Consider the following 22572-nt stretch of genomic DNA (forward strand, 5'->3'; position numbering starts at 1 on the left):
AAGTATCATGGGGAACCTGATCAGGAGACAACCCATGAAAATCAAACTAGCCCTGCTTATTGCATTTGCAGGTTTCAGCGCAGGAGCTTCCGCTGAAATCGCAGAATTCAGCTTTAAAGATACCCTGAACGTTAAAAAGACCGTATCGCCTGCATCCGTATGGATTAATCCGGTAACGAGCTTTGACGTTGCCGTTATTTCCGGTCTGGACCGTTATATTACGCTCAGTCTGCTGAAAAGTGACGGGAGCCTCATCTGGAGCACGAAAAGCAGCCTGGTTACCGTAGATGACCGTACCACATCTTCGACAGGCTTTGATTATTACGGCAAGACTCTGACCGTACCAGCGATGGGAGAAGATAGCTTCACCCTCAGAGAGGTGATTACCGACTTGCAAGGGAAGGAGGTCTCCCGGCAGGATTACCCGCTTGCAATTGACCGAACGCCTCCGGCAACGGGTACCATAAGTTATACGAGAAACGGGTGGAACTTTGGCAGCGAAGCGATCTTCACTTCAGTACCAGCCGGTATGCAGTACGCCAGCGTCCAGGCACTGGTCTTTAATGGACTGAGTGATAAAGGTTCCGGGCTTGCTAATGCTGAATATTTCATAACCGATGCCGCTGGAGTGGAGCGTAAAAAGCCAGCGGAAATTAATACAGTGGAAGGTAGCGTAACCGTTCAAGTCGCCGACGCAAGCAGCAATGCCCTGGCACCGGAAAACCGCTCTGAATATAAAGTGGGGATCTACCTTTATGACAAAGCGGGAAACAGGATCGAACTAAGCCGCCGAAGCGTAATTGATCGGGTTAAGCCTGACGATATCATCCAGGTGCAGGACGCCACTACCGGATCATGGGTCACTTATCAGTCTGGCATGACCGTCTTCCAGAACCCTATTTCCGTACGGGTATTAAGGAAAAAAAGTGACTTTACTGCTGTTAACGGTTCCAAATATGGCTGGGCGGACTCGAATTTCCAGACGTCCGATAGCACTTATAATATTTATACTTTCAAATACATATATCCCAATGTGGGGGATACTTATCATGAATTCCAGACTCTGGCAGGAGGAGTAAGACGAATTCATCATAACTCCCTCAACTTCACTCCAGCCCCGGCGATGGAAATAGCCCCGAAGATAGTGGCTAAAGAGATGTACCGGAGTGATACCAGTGAGTGGTTAACTCAGGCCTCAATCAGCGTTAAAACCGCCACCATTAGCCGCATAAAGGTAACCGCTGAACCCCGACCATACGTGCAAAAGTTCAGAACGGTAAAAAATGCAGCCTGGTTCTGCACTATACCTATCGGACAAAGTTCATGCGAGATGACGGTTAACTTCAACTACACCAGTGACAAAGGATTTGAGTATCTGCACCTTTACTCGGGAAAAGATGGTGACAGCATATTCGATGCGCTTGCTGGTAATTTTACGGTTATCTGGGATAACAACCCACCGGTGGTTAATGTCGCTCAGGTAAACAAGGCCTCCAAGACAATCACTATGACGGCCACCGATAATGATCGCGTCAACGCCTGGAACATCAGCTACTGGGATACCAAAGTTTTCGAAGCCACCCTTAAAAATGCCCGGGGGGAACCTTTCACGCTGAAGCCTGTGACCGTCAGTGAAAGCGATTATAAAACCAAAAACGCCACCTTCTCATACGCTGGTCTACCGGACGGGGATTATACGGTGGTTAGCGTCTCTGCCACGGATCTTGTTGGAAACACCGGAACCAAAACGCTTAATGCACCGCTGAAAATTGACTCAACGCTTCCGGTTATCGCGTTCAGTTTTAATGGCGCAGACGCAGAAGGAAAACTGGTTAAAGGGCTTGAGAACCTTCGCATAAGCGTTACTGATGCCTCTGGGGATGCTTCCCTGACATCGCTTCAGCTCGCTGGTGGACCTAACTCTGAAAAGGTCACCCTGGCATTCACGCCGTTATCCAAGGATGTCTTTATTCCGGAATACCCCAGAATCTTCCCCAACACTGACGAATCGGGACAGATGTATCATCTGGAGGCACTGGCTATTGACGAATCAGGTAACCGGACCACTAAAACGCTTAATTTTACCTACCAGCCTGCGAATCTGATTATGCTGGATAATCTCAAGACGCTGGCCACAGCCGTAGCACTGAAAGCAACGGACAACACGCCGCTGGCCATCATCCGAACCAGTGTGTTGCGGCGTCAGGACGGTTCTATCATTACCGGACAGTTAAACGGAACCCTGACTGTTCAGAAAAATGCCCAGTTCGGCGTTACGGTTGCCGGAGTTACGGTCCAGCCTGGTGAAACTAAATCGCTGTCACTGGATCTTGGTAATGGTGAAGAGCGCACGTATCCCGTTACTCCCGCTGTAAGTGGTCAATCTGGCACGGCCACATTTGCTATAGAATTCCCTCAAACATAAGCTCTTCAGAAGGGTGCGGTAGTATGCCGTACCCTGTTACGCCATCCTCAATGTAATATGTAGAGTTGAGCATGACTTAATTATTACTTTCTCATTAAGTGGCTCTTAAATTGCAAACGGGAAAGTAATATTCCCGAGACGGGAAGGACGCCTTCCTTTTGGTTTTAATCTATGATGCTAAACCGTTTAATCACTCCGGAACAATGCCCGCGTTTAAATGGCTGGCACCAGTACATGATTTATCCATGAATGCTTTTTGATGCACTTTTACTTCAGAATGCTCTTAATTTTTTAAACAAAATTATATTTGAATCCTTCGTGTATAAATTTGCAGACCCTCTCTCAATGTTTTTTTAAAATATTTACTCTCAGGTTATTAGCCAGTAGATTCATTCTGTCATGATTACTCCAGAACTAACCGGAGGAATCACATTATGACCAAATATTATGATCGCAGTGGAATTGAAATCTCCAGCGCAAAAATCCGCTGTGTTGATTCTGTAAAAGGTACTGCGGAATATACTTTTCGTATTCTTTGCGATAAATGCAATGGTCGGGGAGAGCGTAAGCATTTTTATAGAAGTCGCTGTATGGCTTGTAAAGCCACGGGTTACAGCCTCGAAACGACCCGCACTGCTTACACGCTGAATGCGCTGTACCGCATTAATGCTCAAGCTGCCCGCAAAGTGTCAGCATCCTTGCAAAACGAGCGTTTGAGGACTGAAAACGCCCACAACTCTGCGTTCAATGCATGGTGCAGATCTCATCAAAAAATGGTTGATGCAATCACCCAGCAATCCAGCAGTAATAATTTTCTGGAAAGCCTTAAGTCTTCTTTAACCCACCAGCGTCAGTTAAGTGATAAGCAGCTGGCAGTCGCCGCCCGCATTTTAGGGATTCATTAATTCAAAGCCCTTTTAATTTAATTTTAAGGTCAATTATTACGGAGGAACTATGATCCATTCATTTAAAGACAGACGGCTTGAAAAGTTCTTCCGTAATGGAAAAACAACGGCAGGTATTCCTTCTGAAATTATTAACGCGATTCTGTGTCGACTCGAAACGCTGGATAATGTCCAGAGTGAGCGGGAGTTATTATCCAACAGCTTGCGTTATGAACGCTTAAGAATGACGTCAAACCGTTATTCCTCCATTCGAGTAAACTCTAAGTATCGATTATTCTTTGAATGGAATGATGGCGCACATAATGTCCATTTGTCAGCACATGACTATAAATCGCTCATCCATTAAGGTTAAAAATGAAGCTATTTTCAATTTCATCCCGGGATACAAGCATGGACGCGATGTTTTATATCCAGGCCAGTACTAAACAATAGGCAAGTTACATATTTAGTACCCTTTCCCCGAAGCCTACTGCGAACTGCCAGCTTACAGATTTGCAGAATGAGACGGTCGTCCCTTCCATAAGCCCTATTTCGCTTTCACTTAACCCCTGGTCGATCAATTCCCAGTCCCGAACCCGGGAATTGAGTATGGCCACGCATGGTCTTAACCTGATCTGTGCAGTCACGGATGAGCATACCCGTCAGATAGTAGACTTTTGCGATAACCTTGGACAGCAGCTTAAGGATCCGGACGACAAAAGCGCCTGGGTTAAGCTCATTAATTCTGAATGCGCATTGCTTAATTCTCCGCGTTTATATCCCGTTCTGCTGGAGCCGGAGACACCGGCACAATTTGAAATCTTTGTGCCAGCTCCGGAAGATGGCGATCACGACACGGTTATAGCCAGCGTTGTTGAAGAATGTTTCGGAGATGAATGCCGGTACAGAGCAACGGACAAAGCTTTTGCAATGTCGGAAAAGCCAATCATCAGGCTGGAAGCACATTTCAATGACAAACGGGAAAAGGTTTTAGAACTGACCTTTTCCAGTTTCAACCTTTCACTTTCTGCGTCCGTGTATGAACACCAGCTACGTCAGATTTTATTACTTTGCGAAGATTTTGGCGTAAGGCTTCAGGGTAGAGCCGGGGCATCCTGCCACATCAATATGCGCAGCGCTTACCGTCGTCTTGCACATGTCGGCACCGGCTCTCGCCCAGGTGATGGGAGTGATGTGCGGGGCTATACCTCATCTAAAGAGCAAAAAGATGTTAAGGGGCTGCTCGATAAGTCAACCAGGGGAAGTGAGCTTGTACCGGCGAGGCACGGGCAGCAGTTTAACGGTGTCTTAGTGAATGCCACACCCGCACCGGCCACGACGGGTTTTATATACCTGTCGCATGATTTTCCGGAAGGCCAGTTTATGATGACAGCCGAGGTGTTGCATGTTGGAATAACACCGGGCGGGATCTACTACATTGAAACACTGGACGGATACCGGTTTATCGTTACAGCGTTTGAAAAGGGATTAATGAACGGTTTAAGGGAGTTTTTGGCTGTAAATGAGGACTACTTTAAGTATTACCGCTGGTCTTAGCGTCTGACCTGAAACCGGTAGGCCAGGGAAGGCAACCGGGAAAATGCAATTTAACCTGATCCTCTCCCTACCACTACCTTTACCCACGTATAATAGCCCGACCAAATTATAATGCCCGATCACCGCATTGGCTGAAACCACACATATTCTTCTTAGGCCTCGCCTGATGAACTTCGACCACAAGACAAAGGAACGTAACTAATAAATAAAATTTATGAGCTGCACAAAAGTTACTTTTCCATAATGGCGCTTCACTTACATTGTGGTTTCATAATCATTGTTGGTATTTAAAAAGGATGTGTTCAATCTTAAATAAAAGGCGGTGTTTTTTTTCTGAAAATTTGCTGGGAGGTTATTAGCTGGGGGTTGGGTAACAGTATAATAAGTACAGATGAAAAGGAGGTTTTATGAAAACGTTAGACGTGATTTCAACTCAACTCAACTTTAATAATCTGCTGAATCAGGCAGGATATAATCTTTCAGAAATTGTTGTTAAACGCTACAGCGCTGCACCCGCCTTTAACGAAGGGCACTGGTTGTTCATTGCAGAGCAGGATAATCGCTACATTGAAGTGGTCAGTCTTCTTTCAAAGGCATCAGAAAGCGGAGAGCAGCATGTCGATATCTTTATCAATATGTTCGAAGATCCGATTGATGACATTATCTCCCGAAACATTGAACCCAAAACATTTGCGACACTTTATAAATACATTGAACGTATACCTTTTACACCGGACGTAAAAAAAGAATTCTTGAGCAGTATTGAGACTATTAATTTTAGTTAACTAAAAATTACAGATTTTCTTTCACCAAGTTATTAGGTAATGATATCGACCTGGTATCATTACCGTATCATGAATATGGACGGGGACGGGTAAAATGCCTAATAATACTGAAGTCATTAGCTGCGACTTATTTTCAATTCTTTCCTCACTTAATTTTAGTGTTGAGGATATTACAGGGCTAACTCCGGCCAAATTCAGAAAGGGGGCTTTCTTGCATGCAAAAATATCTGCAAGCCAGGCCACGCGAGCAGCTGATATTTCCCTTCAATTACTCACGGATCGTGTTTCAGGTGAAATGAACTACGTAATAGTAATTGGCAGGCACGAAGGGCTCCTGCAAAGCGAAGCAATTGACCCAAACGCTGATAAGCAGTACCGGGAAAACCGTCATTCTCGCCATTTTATCCCAGTAACCGATGCCAATACCAAAGCCCTGAAAAAAACCTGCAAGGTAATGAAAACATATATCAAAGAGCAGGCATTTAAGCCTAACACCTGGGGGCACAATTTCATTAAGGGTTGATTTATTCTTGCCCCGGTGAACCGGGGCAACGCTAAATTAACCTCAACCTGAGCTGGAGGCACAAATGTCTGAAAAACACTTTATCGTAAAGATCCAGAACCGTAACGGCGACCATGAGAAAAGCTATGTTCGTATACTCGTCAGCGATTGTGAGAAAAATGCTTGCCAGACGGCACTGATTTCCGAGTGTGCTGGCGAGGTTGAACAGCTGAGTTTTGAAGACGGTGGGGTTTATGACTACAACGGCGAAAATCACTACAGTGTCAGGAGCTGCGTGGAGGTTGCCCCTGAAGATGTTGCAACTTTGCAACGCTACCTTTAACACCTGCGGCATTAAAAAAAATATCGGGTGTCTGTTACAGGATGCCGCTGTTTTAAACGATGCCTCAAAGATCGCTATCGCTCCTGATGCCTTCATTAAGAGCGGGTTTGTGGTAGGTTCAGCGTAACAAAACTACTGGAATTTTGGTTGCCTCGATGAAGAGCTGCTTTTCTGATTTACCCGTTAAAGACGGCAAGTCCGGAACTTGGAAACTGGACACTTTCGAAATTACCACAGATAAGGCGCTGACCCTCGCCCTTCGTGCCGAGTGTACTGGTAATACAGATGAGTTTATCCCGCCCGGTAGATATCGCCGCTTGTCCAACGGCTGGGATGTGGTGATGTCCAATACCCCGATGGAGATCCGAACCTGCCAGGATTTTATAGAGCGAGCCACCGGGCGGGTGCTCATTAATGGTCTTGGTCTTGGTATGGTGCTCCACGCCATTCTTCAGAAAGACGATGTAACCCATGTCACGGTAATCGAAAAAGAACAGGATGTTATTAACCTCGTTGCAGCCTCGTTTGCAACCGATCTTCGCGTTGAAATTATTAATGCTGATGCAATGGAGTATTGTCCACCAGCTGGCGTTACGTACAACGCTTGCTGGCATGACATATGGACAGACTTCGCAACAGCTAATCTCGCACAGATGGATAAGCTGGAAAGTAAGTACCGGGACATCTGTGACTGGCAGGGATCGTGGGGCAGGGAGGAGTGTGAGCAAAAGCTCATTGAGTTCCAGAATCTTGAGGCTGATTAATCCAACTTGCGAAGGTGTCTCCGCTAAAGGAGCCCGGCTCGCTCTGTGCAAGCCCAGCTGTGCTGCATGATTTGGCAAAGTCTTCAACAAACCAGATCGGTCTGATTTAGTAATCTCACTTCCAACCATCAGGCCGATATAATAACTGTATCCCCATTAGGATGGCTGATGAGTACGATTAATACGGACTTAATTGCGCATATCTACGCTGCCTCCGAATCGCCGTTGACCAACGACGAGCTTTATCGCGAAGTGCAGCGTAAAACTGGCATGTCGGATGCCGAATTGCACGAACTGAAAGAATTTGGGTCAGATAAAACCAGAACCAGCGGCGTCAAACATAAGGTTCGCTGGTTTCAGCAGACTCTCCGTCAGGCCGGGGTCATCGAACGCGTTCCAGAAAAACGGGGCGTCTGGAGATACGCCTCTAAGACGAAAACAAACCTGCATGAGTCATGGGAAAAGCTCTGTGTTGTCGGTTTCTCAACTTCTCTTGGGGCATCGGTTTTTGGAAACGCCTATGCCTTCTTCAGCAATATCACCGAGCAAATTCATCTTTGCCTGACCTCGCCACCTTACCTCCTTCGAAATTCAAGAGACTACGGGCACGGAGGGGGGCGTGGCGAGCAGGCTTATATTGACTGGCTTCTGCGTATCCTCGAACCGATCGTGAAACAGCTTGTACCGGGCGCAAGTGTGGCATTGAATATCACTCAAGATAGCTTTAATAGGGGTAGGCCTTCACGTTCTCTGTATCTGGAGCGTCTGACACTGGCATTATGTGACAAGCTGGGGCTTGAGCTCATGGACAGGCTTCAGTGGGTGAATCGCAGTAAGCCCCCATCGCCAACGCACTGGGCATGTAAGCAACGGGTGCAGCTCTGCTCATCGTATGAGCCTGTGCTGTGGTTTACCAATGATGCGAGTAAGGTTCGTTCAAACAACTTACGTGTACTACAACCGCATTCAGACCAGCATCTAAAATTGCAGGCAGCAGGCGGTGAAAATCGCACGACCTTTTATGGTGATGGGGCGTACCAGCTTAAAAGCGGTTCCTTTGGAAATAAAACAGAAGGAACGATCCCCAAGAATACTTTGTTTTACGGCAATAGCTGCGCTGATACGAGATTTTGCCATTCCATTGCCCGCGAGCTCGGTTTTCCGCTGCACGGTGCAACGTCTCCTACCAGGCTTGCAGCGTTTCTGATTGAGTTTTTGACAGAGCCGGGAGATCTTGTTGTAGATCCCTTCGCTGGCTTGCATAAAGTCCCCATCGCAGCCGAGCGACTTGGCAGACGTTGGCTGGCGACGGACAAAATCATGGAGTGGCTGGCGATTTCCCGAAACCTTTTTACGGCCGCACCGGGATATAAGAGTAACCCCATGCTGGATGAGCTCGCCGAACTGTATCGGACTTAATGCAAGTTAACGGTTTTGATAAAGTGGTTTGAAGCGACAAACGGTTTATTCATTTAGCAGTGGTTCCACCAGAGAATGGCAATATTAACGGCTTAGCATATACCGCTGAGATAATCAGGTAGTCATTCATTTCCGGTTGTCTGTATTAACGAGTGTATTCATTATTCACTTGTTTCTACGATATAGACCCAACAAAAACAAATTGATGGTTGTGATACAGATGTTGTTGGATTAACTAATTTGGTAATTTAGACGGTTTCTAAATTAAAGGTGGACAGATATGAAGTCAGATTCAGAAATGGCTTCTCCTATCGAGTTGCACATTGGCGATCATGTCCAGCGGCATGGTGCTTTATCTGAGGTCATGCATATTGTTGAATCCAAATGCGATATTCCCGGCGGCATCCGGGTAGCAGCATGCATTTGACGGGTTATCGGTAACGTTCCGGGCAATATTCCTCGTGGTTGGCTGGAAACACCGAAGCGTATGGCTGAGCGAGGCGTTAAGTGGGCGACGAGTCTGCCCGGAGGGCTTTACTTTAACATGCAGGGGAACGCACATGCGAAAGTAAGCCGGGTTATTCGTAATGTGACTAACTGAAACTTTTTTCTGAATTGCGGTGTAAAAGTTACTTTTCACCGCGTCGTTTTCCATCACTACTAATTCAGAGTTTTTCTGAAATAAGCAGAGTTAAAGCTAACGATTTATTCAGGCCATTTTATTCTAATCATTATCCTACACTTCAAAAATATGCAATATTTTTTCTTCTGACCTATTAGCCAGAATTCTCGATTCGGTATCATTTACTTACGGTAATTCTTTTAAAAACGAGGTAAATGGCATGCATTCTCAGGATCCTATCACGAAATTAACCCAGACGTTGCAACGCGACGATGGTTCTCAGGTTCGTATTGTAGCGCAGCGGGGATATGGAAGCGGGCTTACAGCCTCGCTTGATGTGTACGTTCTCCGTCGTGATTCCTCTGAAAGCAACTGGTCACTGTGCGGAAAAGATCCTCACCCCGAGTGGAGAAAGATGTCAGTAGATGAGTATCAGAAATTTGGACGCTCAGAAATGCTGCGCTATGCCACACCAGGTGAAATTCTCAGGGTGGCATCCGCTATTGGCCAGCCAATGAGCTTCCTCGATGGCAACCCTGCGTTTTAGCCTGAACCCTGGCGACGCCTTTTAAACCGGCGTCATTCTTTTTACGAGCAACAGACGGAGAAAAAATGAATCTGAACGAACGAAGCACGAGCGCAGCGACGCCAGATTTGAGCCGACTTTATCTCATTTCCGGGCGCATTATGTTTGATGATGATGATCAGGCCTACCCGGTCGAAGCCGATTCCCCTGGTGATGCAGAGGAGGCTTTTCGGCATCATATTGCCGACAGTGCCGACGACTTAGAAAAGGTGATTATAGTTTCCTCTACAAGTTTCGCTTCAGCTCACAGCAGTCGCGTAATTTGTCGGCCTGCCGTGAAGTAATTTCAGCTTCCAATGATATTTCCCTCTTTATAAAAGCCGCCGTCTGGCGGTTTTTATTTGCAAAAATGAATATTAATCCTGAACAATATTAATTTAAGATGAGGTGGTGTTCATATTCTTCTTAATATTTTTTCTAAAAAAACGACTTCAGGTTATTAGTTGGTAGTAGTGTGTTTGTTATGATCTTCTCATCAAATACATTAATTAAATAATCAAGGAGTCAACTGTGGCAGATAATTATACTCTGGCGTCGTTTATTATTCCCTGCACTCAGGAGCAGGCTAAAATGGCACAAGAAGCAATCACATTCGTTACCGAAGCAGAAATTGCAGAAGGTGAGCGTTTGCTTGATAAGCCACTGGCAGATTGTTCTCTGACTGAGAAGCTGATTCTCAGTATTATTGAGAACCACCCTGAGTATGACCCTTCAGAGCCGAGCTTTGGGCAACCATCCTGCCCAGACTGTAATTATGAACTGTCGTTCGCAACAGAAGTTAACAGCAGTGGGCTGTCAGTTTTTCATGGAGAGACTATTGATCTTGACCATGCAATTTGCCTCACAACTGCCGTGCTGTCGGTATTCGACCTCCCGGAAATGGTAACAATTACTGCTGCATTTACATGCAGTAAAAGCCGGACAGATGAATTTGGGGGTATGACTATTCTGGTCACAAAGGATACCCACTATTACCAGGATGGCTGTCAGTTTTCTCGTCTCATGAATGAGGCTCACAAAGCCGGTATCCAGTATGCTCTGTGTAAAGTGACGCATTACCACGGTGAGAGCAGCTATGTGGCAAGCTATGTCCTGAGCTGCGACGTAGCGGATTCAGCCCAGGAGGTCGTTAACAGACGACTGAAGGCATGTGCCGGAAAAGAGCCAGAAGACGGAATCTATATTCTGAGTGAAGAAGACAACACCAGTCTTTCGGTCGAACTCGTTACAGAACTGTCTCCGCTCGATTACGACAAGCTGAGCAAGCTTCTTCCTTCCCTTGACACCCTTTGCGGCGCATAAGCCTGCCTGATAACCGTAGCCACCGGTTCCCCCGGTGGCCTGGAGCCTGCCATGACCAATAAATTCATAGTATCTACCGTTGTTTGCATCAATGACTTTGCAAGTGATGTTCCGCAAAGTGTTTCCTTACGGATAGATACAATGCTTGAACAGCGTATCCGCAAATTGGCGACATACGTGAAAAAAAACGATCTTCAGTTAACTGAGTTTTACTTCTATGACGCTAACTGGTCATTTTGTGGTGAAGATGAAATTCAAGAAATAACAGACCAGGATGAATATAAGCATAGCGATAGCACAAGGCAGGAAGCGATGCTGCGGGAAGTAATGCCATCAGCACGTACGGAATGCCCGGTTATTAGGGTGATGAAAGATTCATTTCAGCTTTCTGCTCTACCACGCCATTGTGGTGATGACATGACTCTTAACACTCCTTCAATTCCGCTGTCTGAGTTGAAAACAAATGTCACGGCTTTTATTACACCACCAACCTATATCTAATAGCTGTGCTGGGAGATTAAATTACAATGGGTTTTTATTTTAAATCTATTTAAGAATTAAATTTGCGTGATTTTGATTTAATATAATTTCGCTAAATGGTTGCGCTGTAGTTATTTTAAAGTTCTAATAAAAATATCAGTGATGCAGCATATGCCGTGGTTCAGGAAAATATATGTTTATTGAAAAAAGTGACTCATTCCTTGAATTACCCTCAGAAGTTATTTTTCCTGAGGCGGCTAATGCTGCCATTTTGAAACATGATAAATGGGCTGATGTTTGGGAGACCCTGACAACCGATGCCGATCTGAACTATACCGATGAAAAGGAGACTGTGAGTCTTTCTTCTCTGGTCACGTCAGCCACATCTGCTATTTATCAGGCTATTACGGACGGATGGACGATGTGCGTGGGATACAGTGGCGGTAAAGACTCCCATTCTCTTCTTCACCTATTTCTGATGGCATTGATCAGGGCAGTACGTAACGGCACAAATATCAGCGAACATCATTTCATTCAGATGTCCGATACGCTGATCGAAAACCCTGAGATGCACTATCAGGCTTCACAGGTTCTCAACCAGCTTAGAATGTTCATTGCTGAACACCAGCTACCGGTCACAGTCCTTGTCGCCCAACCGTCTCTTACGCAGAGCTGGGTAGGCCGCATTCTGACTGGACGTGGACTTCCGACCTGGACTAATTCTTCAACCCGTCAGTGCTCAACCGACTACAAAATCGCCCCCCTGCGCAAGGCCAAAGCTCGTTATCTAAAAAACGCCCCGGCATCCGTACGAAGCAGGGTATGCCTGATGCTGGGCTCCAGGGATGATGAAAGTGCCCGAAGGGCCGGAAATATCCTCAAAATGGGAGGGCAGGCGAGGAAAGTAACCCTGACTGAGCACGGTGGTGAACTCTATCCAGTAAAGGAGTGGCGCACTCAGGACATCTGGTCTTTTCTAATGGCCTGTGGTTCCGAATCCCGCTTCCCTTTACCAAGCTTTATGCCGGATAACTTCAGCCTGGCAACGCTTTATAAAGACGCCACCGGAGAGTGTATCTGGTCGCCGGAGAAACCCACGCGAACCTCAGCTTGTGGGGCTAGATATGGGTGCTCGCTTTGCACAGCCGTAGGGGTTGACCATTCAATGGAAACGCTCCTTCGCACTGACCCTGAGAAATATGGTTATCAGGCAGGCCTAAGTCGTCTTCAGCGATTTCTTTCTAAGATCCAGTACGACTGGAGCCTGCGGGATTATATCGGTCGTAAAGTGTTCGAAGGCGGGTATGTGCGTCTTCAACCCAATATCTTTTCTTCGTCCCTGACTGAACGTCTTTTTCATGTCTGTTGCAGCCTTGATTATGTTGAAGCCAGACGTGCGGCAAAGCATCGCAGAAAGCTACTTTCCGGCGAGGTGGACGATACGGCTTATAACCGTCGTATGGCTGAGCCACAATTTCGGCTTGTACATGAAGCAAACGTGATCCACGTTGATTTCCTCTGGTCGTTGCACTGTTTCAACCCTCGCCCGTTTCGGGCAATTGAGATCTATCGCAGAGTCTGGGAAGAGGCCGATCTGGACCTTCTTGAGGATGAGCCTGACATGCTGCCTGTGGCCCGTACACCAATGCCAGCTCCACTCTGGATGAAACTGCCCGGAGGCCGGTTCGGTACAGCTTATGATGGACTGACTGATACGTTGCCGCTGATGACCTATTTTGACGGGCAGGCTGACCCCAGGGCTTCACGTAGCCTAAAGACCGGAGAGAGCAGTTCTGTCGTCGTGGCATTCGAGGAAGAGGATGAGCTGACTGTTGAAGAAGATACGGCGTCCTGGATTATCTGGCATGAATACGACGGGTTACGCCAGAGCATCGCTGACGGTGAGTTTACTCCAACGACTGCTGCTCAGTATCTTCTTCGTTATGGCGCGGTCCGAATTTCAAAAGGGAAGGGCGCTGTCTATCATCGTCTCGCACAACGGGGACAAACCTTTTCCCGCCTGGGGATAGGCGAAAGAGTGTCGCTTCCAGAGCTGGTTGCCAGTCGGCGTTTTAAAATACTCAGCGATACTGCATACCGTCAGGTTGTAGCCCGGAAATTGCGTGGACAGATAAAAAAGTTCAGATTCTGGGCATGCGTAGCTGCCTGTGTACAGTTGCACGTACACAACAAGACGGCACTCGGAGAAAGAATCTTAACGTTACTCGAAGGTGAGAGGGAACAGCAACAAGGTGCGATCCAGGCGAAGCTGAAGGCGGGAATGATGGATGCAGTTCTAACTCTGTGTAACCAGCGACTCCGGGTGAAAGAAAATACTAACCAGCCAGAGGAGTTCCGCTATTACCGTGCCGTAAGAGCTCGTTTCATGCGCCATTTATCTGAATGCCTTAAGCCAGAAAATGGCGGCGTTATCCGTGACGTTATCTGGGAACTGAGGGTGCTGAGCAGTGCTCACGGTACGACCAAAACAGGTTTTTACTATGTCGATAGCAATCGCCCGACAGCGAAAGGACTGTTAAACCGCCTTCTGATGAGGATGGTCAGGCAGGTCGTATAAGCGTCTGAAACGCGAAACACACGAAAATGAAGGGGTTATACAAAAAAAACTTAGCTTTGATCGTGATGTAATGTGGACATCATGTCCAAGCGTTGCTGCATCCAGAAAAGTAACTTTAATCCTGTTGATACAGCCTTTGCATTACCTGTTTACGCATAGCCTGGAAACGTTCTAATTAAACCAGACAAATATAAATTTAAATTAATTCACTCACCCCCGGAATCGGGGAACTAAACAAAAGGATCATCAATGCAAAATCAAAATACCCCCGCTCAGGAAAAACACACCGTATACCTTTTTAATGCTGAACATGCTGACAAGACAGCCGCCAAGCAAGCCGGGAAACTCTTCACGCTGGACATTGAACACCCAATGACCCTCAACGATCTCTCGCTGCTGTGTGAGTCGGTCGCGGACGCTGTGGGAGCACCTGGCGGTATTAAATATGAAATCACAACAGAGCCTAATGGGGTTCAGGAGGAATACTGAATCAGTGTGGTGTGAGTCCATTTTAATTTGAGGTTTCATGAGTTCTATCGAGAGGCTGAAGTATGACTTTGAAAATGGGAAGTCCCCGGACTTCCAAGCCTGAGGGGCCATTTGTATTAATCACTTTTGAGGGGGACGAATTTCTTTTTGATGACAGACATAATGTCGTCAAGATAAATGGCAGGCCTAAAAAAATGGATGTAAAGCGAAATTATTTTGAGTCCGATCTGGGAGAAGGGAAAGCGAAATACTGGACTTTAAATATCGAAGAGGCTCATCGGTTCAATTCGATTGATGAAGCGACAGAACAACTTTGTAAACTGAATCGCCCTCATCTGATCAAAATTCGCAAAGTTGAGGGGGTATCTGAATGACCAAAGAGATGTTTTTACGCATTTTAAATGAGGCACAGGCTCGTGTGGATAACGATTCGCTTCCGCTTGATGTTCGTATCCGGTCACGCACCACGGTAAATGATTGCGTCATCCGGGCAGATAAAGAGGGGTGGCCTATTGAGTATAAACAGAAGGTCTGGGTAGAGGCAGTCAGTGGCTGTTAACTTCAGCGGTTACTTAAGCCAGCTCCTGTGCCCGTGAGATTAGTAAAGGCGGAAAATGATATGGTCAAGGTGATAAATATCAACGGGAATTTAGTTGAGTTACCTGAGCCCTCAGCAAAGTTATCCAAAGCGGAATCACCTGATGGTAGGTTCTCAAAACCTAAAAATAAGATCTCTAAAATACAGCGAGCTGAGCTGCGAATGAAATTTGGGGGGCGTTGTGCCTATTGTGGTTGCAAGCTTCCTGAAAAAGGGTGGCATGCCGATCATGTTGAGCCTGTTCGACGCGACTTTGAACTGGTGAGAGCCCCGGTCGGCAGCGGCGTAACTCATGTTGCCCGAAGTACGGGTAAGGTTATGCACCCTGAACTGCATGCAATAGAAAACTTATTTCCATCATGCGCTCCCTGCAACCTTTTTAAAGGAGCTTTTAGTGTTGAAGGAATGAGAAATGAAATTACCAAACAGGTTGAACGGGCTCGCGCATATAGCGTGAATTTCCGTACCGCAGAACGTTTTGGTTTGCTTCATATTGTAGTAAAACCGGTCGTCTTCTGGTTTGAGCAGTATAACGAACAGAAACAAAACGAATAATTTCTCAGAGACATAAAACAAGTCAATCAACAGTGGTTAACCAATTAAAAAAGTCTATTAACTATTTTGATGCTGCTGAGGATCTGCCAGTTATATCCATAAAAGGAGAAAATGATGTATCTGCATCTTGTGCCACGTATTCTTCACCATATGAAAAACAAGTGTACTCTCATGTCCGTGTCTGTCCCTGAATTGTCACTTGAGCTTAAAGCTGATTCGCTGGTGGCAATGAAACCCTATCCCAACAAGACCTACCACGTTGGCATGCTGAAGGGGCGACGAGCATTAAATGGCTTTCTGGTAAAGAGCCCACGAACTTTAGCTGAGTTCACAATGATAACGCTCTGGGAAATAGACGGCTTTGGGGAAATTAGTCATACCGTAAAAACGCTCGTTCAGGACAACGACTATGACCTGGTCTCCCACGATGTCCTTTTGGCACATGCATACCATCAGACGGAGGAGGGATTGGGGTACCGTGTTCATCCATCCTATGACAGTTTAGCCCCTGTCGATTTTGAGCCAACAATGCAATCCCGGTACATAAAGGAATCCGACCTTTCTCACGACGTATGGGAAACCTATTCATGGGGGGAATTTCTGCGTTCGCGTGAAGAGACATTTCTGGCGATGACCATTTCTTCTTCTCGTTTAAACCACCCTGCATTTATCAGAGGAAACCGGCTTCCTCAAACTGACCAGGCCATCATTATTAGTTCCTAACTCTGCCTGGAATAAAAGTCAGACGACGGGTCAGATTTCTAGCATCTAATTAAATGAATGCCCGGTAAGCCGGGCTTTGTCTATTCAGCAATCAGCTTCTAAAATATAGTTGCTAACCGAAATTCACTCCTCCAGCTTGTTAGCTAAAGTGCTTACTTATGTATAATAATTTACGTCTGGTTATAAATTTTTTTGAATCATTTAACACAACGTCTTAAGGATACATAATGTATAAGTTCACTCCCGTCCAAATTATTGCTGATTATATACTGAGGTTTCTTAAAAATAATGCGGATGCCAAGCTTTACGAGGCAATGCAGCGGCTTGAAACAAAAATCGGTCAGTTTATCGCTGATGGGGTTGATGAACATCAACTACGCTCTTCATTAAGCAAAGCCAGTCGATCTCGTTCCAGGGCGACTCTTATACAGGAGTGTGAGAAACTTATTTCGTAAAAAGAGCATCATCCGGGAAAGTTACTTTAACGATAAATGGCTCCCTTCTTATCGGTTTAAGTTGACGGCCATCCCTACTAAAGCCATCATAAAGCTTGATTAGCATTCGAGTGTAGCACAACTGATTTTCATAGAGTCTTTATCCATTCTCCAGTTCTCTAACTGTATAGGTTCTATTCATGCCCAATAGCTTCGATAAGCCGCAGACGCGCCCAGCACATAACTCTGATGCCGAACCCTTTTTTCCCAAAAACCTTGGTTCGTTTATAGAGCAGGTGTCCGGAAGAGATCTGGCAATGCTCACAGAATCCGAAAAAGAACAGCTTGCGCACCTAATCAAAATTGGACGGAGATATGGAGTTTCTGTAGCTATCGTTCCCGATACAGACTCTGCTGAGCTTCATGAATTACTGTCTAATGCCGGTTCCATTGAAAGGCAGTTTTCCATCTATGAACGCATCCAGACGAAGATTGCGTTCACACGGTGTCAGGAAGCATAAACAAAGTGAGAAATACAACTACGTGGTATGACGTTGTACATGTTGAAATCATTACAGGCGAGCGAGACGGCAGGATATGGGTGCTGAAGCTCTCCTGTGGCCATACAGTATTTCGTCGAATACCTCCTCTTCGTCTTCATAGCCTCACCGCTTTTTCTCTGCGGGAGCCCCCAGAAAAATGTCGGTGCTCCCTTTGTAATTCGAATCCAAAATAAAACCTTTTTAAGGCCCCAAACTGAATATCACTGGATAAATCAACCTCTACAGCGTTCAATCATAAACGCTAAATTTATATTTCATTCATTCTATTTTAAAAGCGATATAAAAGACGGAATCCGATTTAGTCTGTTTGATGCTTAAATCATCTTTAGTGCCCTTTATCTTTTACACAGCGACTTTAACATTAACCTGAGCAGAAAAGTTGTTTTCAAACAAAGTGCGAAAACTTTCTGCTCAGGTTATTAGCCGGGTAAGCCACTTTGTTATATTTGTTTCACATTAACAGAGGAGGCGATATGCAAATTGAAAAGGTGATGTCATTACTTGAAGTGCTTTCAAGCTGGCTTGAAGATAACATCAATATGGATTCTGAAATTATCTTTGATAATGACGAAGATAATACCAACTCAGAAATTCTGTATCCTGCTGTAGAAAAGGCTAATGCCGTTTTGCGCAAAATGGCATCTTTATCTTCAGATTCTGTTCATGCAATTCGACAGCGCTTGCAGCTTGCCGTAGAAGGCAAAGCTGAATTGTCCCTCAAGGATGTGGGAGAGCTTCTGCTGGCAACAAAGTATCTGATGTTGTCCACTGAAGAGGGAGAGTAAGCCTGTGACCACTCTCGTATTTGAAATGGCGGATATTAATAAACTGATCGAAGAAATTCGCACCGCAAAAACGTTTTCGGTCACCGCAGATCAGATCTATGACCCGGCATGCTATCCGGGGGGAGCCCTCCTTAACGCTGAGGGACAGACTGAAGAAGAGGCGCGTAAAGCTGGTAGGGTTTTCTTTCCCTCATCCTCAAAAATTGCCAGCACACATCTGGTGCCAAAAGTGCTTCTCGCGCACAGTCATGGTGTATACCTGATCACTAATGCTGAGCTTGAGGGCTCTCCCGCATCCCGCGATACTGTGGCTTACGCCCAGGGGATGAATCCAAAACTGGATGAGGACTGGGATTACGCTTGTGATGCCGCTTTGGGTGGGTCTGATTGTAGCTATACCATTCCCGTTGAGTGGCTGGAGTTAGCGGTAGAGCAGGGTTTTCAGGAGTTTCGACTTCGAATGAGTGAAACCAAGATCAAACTTGTCACTAAATAGTATGTCCTTGCTGTTGCCAGTCAAACATTGTCCGCCAGTCGAGCTGCTGGCGGATTGTTTTATATAAGGAGGGGAAGGTATGTCAGGTTTAAGCAGTTCCGCCCAGAAGCTTACAATGGCACAGATTTACGTGTTACGACGGATGGCATCCGGCACGGTCTATGATATCTCTGGCAATTTCAGACGGGCCAGAGAACGGCGTACGTTTATGGGGAATCCTGATGATGTGACGTGCAGGAGCTCTCCGGTCCTGTTCCGGCTCGGCCTCGTGGAGTTATGCCAGCCAGCAAGCCATCTGGAGCCAGGTTTATACTATCGGCTCAAGTTGAGCTCCTCAGGGCATGAGGCTCTCAAGGCGAACGCACACCTCTAACATTTGAGATAGTTCGTTCGCAGCCAGGAAAGTAACTTTCACCTCAAGTGTGACCCTTACTACCTCATTTATGAGTAAACCCCCCCTCTGATATGTCGAAAATGCTCATTTATACGAAAATAGTTTCTCTTCAGGTGTGATGTAATTACTGAGAATTCTCCCTGAATGGAAGGCAACCGATGAAAATGTTTTTTACCCCTTATGTTCGTATCGTTTTCTATTTTTGCGCATTGATTTTTATTGTTTACAGTTTCAGTGATTTTTTCCAGGGCGTCCCTGACAGCACCTTCTTCAGTGCGGTCATCATGCTACTTGTTATCGGAACCATTGTTGCCCGGCATCTGGATCGCAAAAAATCTCTCAAAAATACTTCACAGATTTAAGTTTCAACTCAGGCCACTCTCGGGTGGCTTTTATAATTTAATAAGGACCGGTTCATGCATAACCACGAAATTCAGACCATTGCTATATTTAGTGCCCAGTATAAAAACATCGAAGATGCTGAAAATGCAGGTGCTTTATATTCTGTAGATATTGAATATCCGATGACACTAAATGATTTATCGCGGCTTTGCGACTCTATTGCCGAAGCAGTAGGTGTGCCTGGCGGCGTCAAATACCAGTTCGTGTCCCAGCCGGAAGCGCATGAAACCAGCTTCTGATAACCAGTAACCAAACTGCCTAAAAGCAGGTGCAAAGCCATGAAACAAACAAAGTCTTCTATGTCACGTATTGTGCAGCTGTACGACGGGAGCCGATACGGAAACTGCGAGCAGGCTGATAACGAAGGAGAGCTTTTTACGGTGGTGTTGAATAAGCCTTCGCAGATCGATGACATCCGTAAAATCGTAGACACAACCGCCGAAGTACTTGGCAAAGCTTTGCCAGTACTCCTCTTATAAAGCTTACATCCGTGAAGGATAATTACGGTCTTACTACTTTCAGTTTTTCATTCCAGTGCCGTCCATTTTAATTTATCGATTTTAAGCGGTCGGCGCTATTTCATCGTTTCTTTTCCGACTGTAATTCCTTATATATAGGAATATTTCAAAGAATTTTTCTCAGGTTATTTGTGGCGGGATGCCAGTTGTTATAATGATTCCACATAATCTGGAGAGTTAATCATGATCACATCTCTAATGAATTTCCGCGATTTAACCGGAGAGGCAGTCATCCAGGCGCGGCAATGCGTTATTAATGCGGAGATCGAAGCGGCCCGGGAAAAGGTAATTCATGCTCGTTCGTTATTCGAAGCGGGTATACATAATGTTGTAAACGGTAGTTCTGGCATTAAGGCTGCGGCAGCACATTTTCTGGTGATAAAACGTTTACAGACTGACACTCGGTATCTGGATGCGGTTATCACTGATAACCTTTGCATGTTTTCTCCTGAGGGTTATCTGTATCTGTTTATGCAACAGCGTTATATGCGATAAAACAATGTGTTAGGGAAGTATCTTGCCATTAAAAATATTAAAAAGGTGACTTGATGAAACCATTTGGACTTGCCGGAAAACCCCGGCCCGAACCTTGCGGCTGCTGCTGGTATACCCGTGAGGACTGCCCTTACGTCAGCGCAAAATAGATCTATCGCCGCAGGCAGCGCAAGGCAGAACGCCAGCGTCAGCGCAGCACCATTGTGATGGCCGTTTCTGAATTTCGCTGACTTCTTCTGGAAATATCATTTTTTCTCCAGAAGAATTTTAAAATAAAGGGAAATCTCTTCACGGGTATCTGATGTTTATTGTTTATGGTAAATTGCGCCACATTAATTTTTGTGGCGCAGTTCGTGTTGGCTTAAGGATATAATATGAAAATCAGCCAGCTGGAATCCGGGATGCAGGTTTGGTCTGTAACCCGTACCAAAATGGGAAATACCACCATTACAACGGTCATTGTCCACCCCGTTGTCATTATAGAAATTCATGATAATCATGTGATTGCTCGCTGGAACGGCAATGCACCACGTCGTTTTGGAGAAACGGCTATCAGGGGCTGGAAGAAGGAGAAGCCCCTGCTTGTCCGTGAACCTTTCGGAAATGCTCGCCTGGCCACCCGGGCTGAAAAAGCCGCTATGCAGGAAAAAGAGTAATACCCCTTTTAGCATCCACAATTTCAACGTCCATCTGCCTTTAACCTTGCCTGTTAATAACGGAATCCTTTCTGACTGGCCGGATCCCACGCATAACCTGAACTGTTGGCTAACCGTCTTACAGCCAAATTCCCTCCTTTATCTGGCAGGAGTGCGTCCGTGAGCTCTGTATGATCTACGTGTTTGTTCAGTAGAGCACATAACAGGAGTGGGGTATGACTGAATTAAATAAAAGCCCGTCCGGTTTTTCCGGAGCTGATGTCAGTAAAGAACAGGCTGCCATAAGGGCACTTGTAGAAAGAGTAGTGACCAACTATCGCAGCCGGACAGCACCTGATCGGGTTCAAAAGGCTTCGGTAGCGTTTAATGGGGGATTAATCCTGACCCTGATGCTGGCCTTGTCGCTATTGGGCTACCTTGTGGCGGAATTGTTCAGGGGGTATGTTGCGGATAGTTCACCCTATGTGCCTGGTCTAAGTTATTCGCAATTTTCGATGCTGATGATCGTTGAGCTGTGTCTATGCTTTCTCGCATGGTTTTTGGTTGTCACAGGGGACTATCCCCGGCCGTGGATATTTCAGGTAGTCCCGATGGAGCAGTACTGGTTCTTTGACGAAGTGGATGACGACGATCTTGCCCGGCTTTCCTGTAACCCTTACATCAAGCGCTGGCTACTTGATGAAATGTCCGGTATTCATCGACTGACCTACACGAGGCTGCATGATCGACTGGAGCGCATCTGTAATATTCCATCCCATCTCGAATACAGCCGTATTCAGGCACATAAGCTTTCCCTAATCAACGGAACCAGTGCCTCCTGATCCTACCATTGCATCCGGAAATTAAACGGGCAGGAACTGCACTGTATGTTCCGACCAAGCAGCTGCCCGTTACCCTTTTCTTTAGTGTAAAAAGACTGTCTCCGACAACCGGAAGTGACTCATGTCAAATAAATTATAAATCAATGATTTATGCAGGCAGGGTGTTTGGCTGATCAGGGCAGAGTGATATAATGACGCTGGTGCTGGAGGCTTTTGCCCCAGCCAGCGGTAACACTGTTTGACTGTGGTAAAAGCAGAAAGCCCCGAGTAATTTTTCAATTAACCTGTACTGCACCCATTTTGTTGGACGATGAAATGGAATAGCCCCTGATATGTCAAAGCCAAAATACCCTTTTGAAAAGCGCCTTGAAGTCGTGAATCACTACTTCACTACTG

30 protein-coding genes are annotated in these 22572 nt (G+C 45.9%); all 30 read left to right on the forward strand.

Features of this window, described 5'->3' with window-relative positions; all coding sequences use genetic code 11:
* The first annotated feature begins 34 nt into the window (after nucleotides 1-34).
* The 30 genes from ACJHWR_RS19000 to ACJHWR_RS19145 all read left to right on the forward strand — a co-directional run bounded on the left by ACJHWR_RS19000 (nucleotide 35) and on the right by ACJHWR_RS19145 (nucleotide 22176).
* Nucleotides 35-2425 carry an Ig-like domain-containing protein gene (locus ACJHWR_RS19000; protein ID WP_000694550.1) on the forward strand — a complete coding sequence of 797 codons (2391 nt, stop codon included), beginning with the start codon at nucleotides 35-37 and terminating at the stop codon, nucleotides 2423-2425.
* 434 nt (nucleotides 2426-2859) lie between these two features.
* Entirely contained in the window at nucleotides 2860-3330 is a 471-nt protein-coding gene (locus ACJHWR_RS19005; RefSeq protein WP_000170638.1) for a hypothetical protein, read from the forward strand.
* A gap of 49 nt (nucleotides 3331-3379) precedes the next feature.
* Nucleotides 3380-3676 carry a type II toxin-antitoxin system RelE/ParE family toxin gene (locus ACJHWR_RS19010; protein ID WP_000581857.1) on the forward strand — a complete coding sequence of 99 codons (297 nt, stop codon included), beginning with the start codon at nucleotides 3380-3382 and terminating at the stop codon, nucleotides 3674-3676.
* A 242-nt stretch (nucleotides 3677-3918) separates the two neighbouring features.
* The gene (locus tag ACJHWR_RS19015) at nucleotides 3919-4866 is read left to right on the forward strand and encodes a flavin reductase (protein WP_164846946.1); all 948 of its coding nucleotides are present in this window, start codon (nucleotides 3919-3921) and stop codon (nucleotides 4864-4866) included.
* Nucleotides 4867-5273: 407 nt separating this feature from the next.
* Entirely contained in the window at nucleotides 5274-5651 is a 378-nt protein-coding gene (locus tag ACJHWR_RS19020; RefSeq protein ID WP_000853477.1) for a hypothetical protein, read from the forward strand.
* A gap of 94 nt (nucleotides 5652-5745) precedes the next feature.
* Nucleotides 5746-6174, forward strand: coding sequence for a hypothetical protein (locus ACJHWR_RS19025; protein ID WP_001133498.1), 429 nt, complete (start codon nucleotides 5746-5748; stop codon nucleotides 6172-6174).
* A 64-nt stretch (nucleotides 6175-6238) separates the two neighbouring features.
* Complete coding sequence (locus tag ACJHWR_RS19030; protein ID WP_001290637.1) at nucleotides 6239-6496, forward strand: hypothetical protein; 258 nt, start codon at nucleotides 6239-6241, stop codon at nucleotides 6494-6496.
* 155 nt (nucleotides 6497-6651) lie between these two features.
* Nucleotides 6652-7260 carry a hypothetical protein gene (locus ACJHWR_RS19035; RefSeq protein WP_000833773.1) on the forward strand — a complete coding sequence of 203 codons (609 nt, stop codon included), beginning with the start codon at nucleotides 6652-6654 and terminating at the stop codon, nucleotides 7258-7260.
* 168 nt (nucleotides 7261-7428) lie between these two features.
* Complete coding sequence (locus ACJHWR_RS19040; protein WP_000104323.1) at nucleotides 7429-8679, forward strand: site-specific DNA-methyltransferase; 1251 nt, start codon at nucleotides 7429-7431, stop codon at nucleotides 8677-8679.
* A 280-nt stretch (nucleotides 8680-8959) separates the two neighbouring features.
* Entirely contained in the window at nucleotides 8960-9106 is a 147-nt protein-coding gene (locus tag ACJHWR_RS19045) for a hypothetical protein (RefSeq protein ID WP_001426334.1), read from the forward strand.
* A 415-nt stretch (nucleotides 9107-9521) separates the two neighbouring features.
* Nucleotides 9522-9848 (forward strand): hypothetical protein, encoded by a 327-nt coding sequence (locus ACJHWR_RS19050; protein WP_000556022.1) that lies wholly within the window; start codon nucleotides 9522-9524, stop codon nucleotides 9846-9848.
* A gap of 65 nt (nucleotides 9849-9913) precedes the next feature.
* Entirely contained in the window at nucleotides 9914-10171 is a 258-nt protein-coding gene (locus ACJHWR_RS19055) for a hypothetical protein (RefSeq protein ID WP_042634392.1), read from the forward strand.
* A gap of 226 nt (nucleotides 10172-10397) precedes the next feature.
* The gene (locus ACJHWR_RS19060) at nucleotides 10398-11189 is read left to right on the forward strand and encodes a hypothetical protein (protein ID WP_000774870.1); all 792 of its coding nucleotides are present in this window, start codon (nucleotides 10398-10400) and stop codon (nucleotides 11187-11189) included.
* A 51-nt stretch (nucleotides 11190-11240) separates the two neighbouring features.
* Entirely contained in the window at nucleotides 11241-11690 is a 450-nt protein-coding gene (locus ACJHWR_RS19065; RefSeq protein ID WP_000182314.1) for a hypothetical protein, read from the forward strand.
* Between the two features lie 172 nt (nucleotides 11691-11862).
* Nucleotides 11863-14247: a phosphoadenosine phosphosulfate reductase family protein gene (locus ACJHWR_RS19070; protein ID WP_000469466.1), complete on the forward strand. Its 2385-nt coding sequence runs from the start codon at nucleotides 11863-11865 to the stop codon at nucleotides 14245-14247.
* A 249-nt stretch (nucleotides 14248-14496) separates the two neighbouring features.
* Complete coding sequence (locus ACJHWR_RS19075; protein ID WP_001180999.1) at nucleotides 14497-14736, forward strand: hypothetical protein; 240 nt, start codon at nucleotides 14497-14499, stop codon at nucleotides 14734-14736.
* A gap of 62 nt (nucleotides 14737-14798) precedes the next feature.
* On the forward strand, nucleotides 14799-15110 hold the full coding sequence (locus ACJHWR_RS19080) for a hypothetical protein (protein WP_000172889.1): 312 nt from the start codon (nucleotides 14799-14801) through the stop codon (nucleotides 15108-15110).
* On the forward strand, nucleotides 15107-15295 hold the full coding sequence (locus tag ACJHWR_RS19085; RefSeq protein ID WP_000159618.1) for a hypothetical protein: 189 nt from the start codon (nucleotides 15107-15109) through the stop codon (nucleotides 15293-15295). Before ACJHWR_RS19080 ends, ACJHWR_RS19085 begins: the two co-directional genes overlap by 4 nt.
* A gap of 60 nt (nucleotides 15296-15355) precedes the next feature.
* Complete coding sequence (locus ACJHWR_RS19090) at nucleotides 15356-15889, forward strand: HNH endonuclease (protein WP_000241454.1); 534 nt, start codon at nucleotides 15356-15358, stop codon at nucleotides 15887-15889.
* 111 nt (nucleotides 15890-16000) lie between these two features.
* On the forward strand, nucleotides 16001-16612 hold the full coding sequence (locus tag ACJHWR_RS19095; protein WP_077248242.1) for a DUF6012 family protein: 612 nt from the start codon (nucleotides 16001-16003) through the stop codon (nucleotides 16610-16612).
* Between the two features lie 227 nt (nucleotides 16613-16839).
* A complete protein-coding gene (locus tag ACJHWR_RS19100; protein WP_000276410.1) occupies nucleotides 16840-17067 on the forward strand; it encodes a hypothetical protein in 228 nt (75 codons plus the stop codon).
* A 179-nt stretch (nucleotides 17068-17246) separates the two neighbouring features.
* Nucleotides 17247-17567, forward strand: a complete 321-nt coding sequence (locus ACJHWR_RS19105; RefSeq protein WP_001133831.1) for a hypothetical protein — start codon at nucleotides 17247-17249, stop codon at nucleotides 17565-17567.
* A gap of 515 nt (nucleotides 17568-18082) precedes the next feature.
* The gene (locus tag ACJHWR_RS19110) at nucleotides 18083-18394 is read left to right on the forward strand and encodes a DUF957 domain-containing protein (protein ID WP_001165367.1); all 312 of its coding nucleotides are present in this window, start codon (nucleotides 18083-18085) and stop codon (nucleotides 18392-18394) included.
* A gap of 4 nt (nucleotides 18395-18398) precedes the next feature.
* Nucleotides 18399-18890, forward strand: a complete 492-nt coding sequence (locus tag ACJHWR_RS19115) for a DUF3085 domain-containing protein (RefSeq protein WP_001424592.1) — start codon at nucleotides 18399-18401, stop codon at nucleotides 18888-18890.
* Between the two features lie 552 nt (nucleotides 18891-19442).
* Nucleotides 19443-19646 carry a hypothetical protein gene (locus ACJHWR_RS19120; RefSeq protein ID WP_000781545.1) on the forward strand — a complete coding sequence of 68 codons (204 nt, stop codon included), beginning with the start codon at nucleotides 19443-19445 and terminating at the stop codon, nucleotides 19644-19646.
* A gap of 54 nt (nucleotides 19647-19700) precedes the next feature.
* Nucleotides 19701-19925, forward strand: a complete 225-nt coding sequence (locus ACJHWR_RS19125) for a hypothetical protein (RefSeq protein WP_000551490.1) — start codon at nucleotides 19701-19703, stop codon at nucleotides 19923-19925.
* 39 nt (nucleotides 19926-19964) lie between these two features.
* Nucleotides 19965-20165 carry a hypothetical protein gene (locus tag ACJHWR_RS19130; RefSeq protein ID WP_000814954.1) on the forward strand — a complete coding sequence of 67 codons (201 nt, stop codon included), beginning with the start codon at nucleotides 19965-19967 and terminating at the stop codon, nucleotides 20163-20165.
* A 222-nt stretch (nucleotides 20166-20387) separates the two neighbouring features.
* On the forward strand, nucleotides 20388-20699 hold the full coding sequence (locus ACJHWR_RS19135) for a hypothetical protein (RefSeq protein WP_001424621.1): 312 nt from the start codon (nucleotides 20388-20390) through the stop codon (nucleotides 20697-20699).
* A gap of 374 nt (nucleotides 20700-21073) precedes the next feature.
* A complete protein-coding gene (locus ACJHWR_RS19140) occupies nucleotides 21074-21355 on the forward strand; it encodes a hypothetical protein (RefSeq protein WP_000703843.1) in 282 nt (93 codons plus the stop codon).
* A gap of 215 nt (nucleotides 21356-21570) precedes the next feature.
* Entirely contained in the window at nucleotides 21571-22176 is a 606-nt protein-coding gene (locus tag ACJHWR_RS19145) for a hypothetical protein (protein ID WP_000137793.1), read from the forward strand.
* Nucleotides 22177-22572 lie beyond the last annotated feature (396 nt).

The organism is Escherichia sp. WS568, from assembly GCF_046486085.1.
Taxonomy (GTDB): domain Bacteria; phylum Pseudomonadota; class Gammaproteobacteria; order Enterobacterales; family Enterobacteriaceae; genus Escherichia; species Escherichia coli.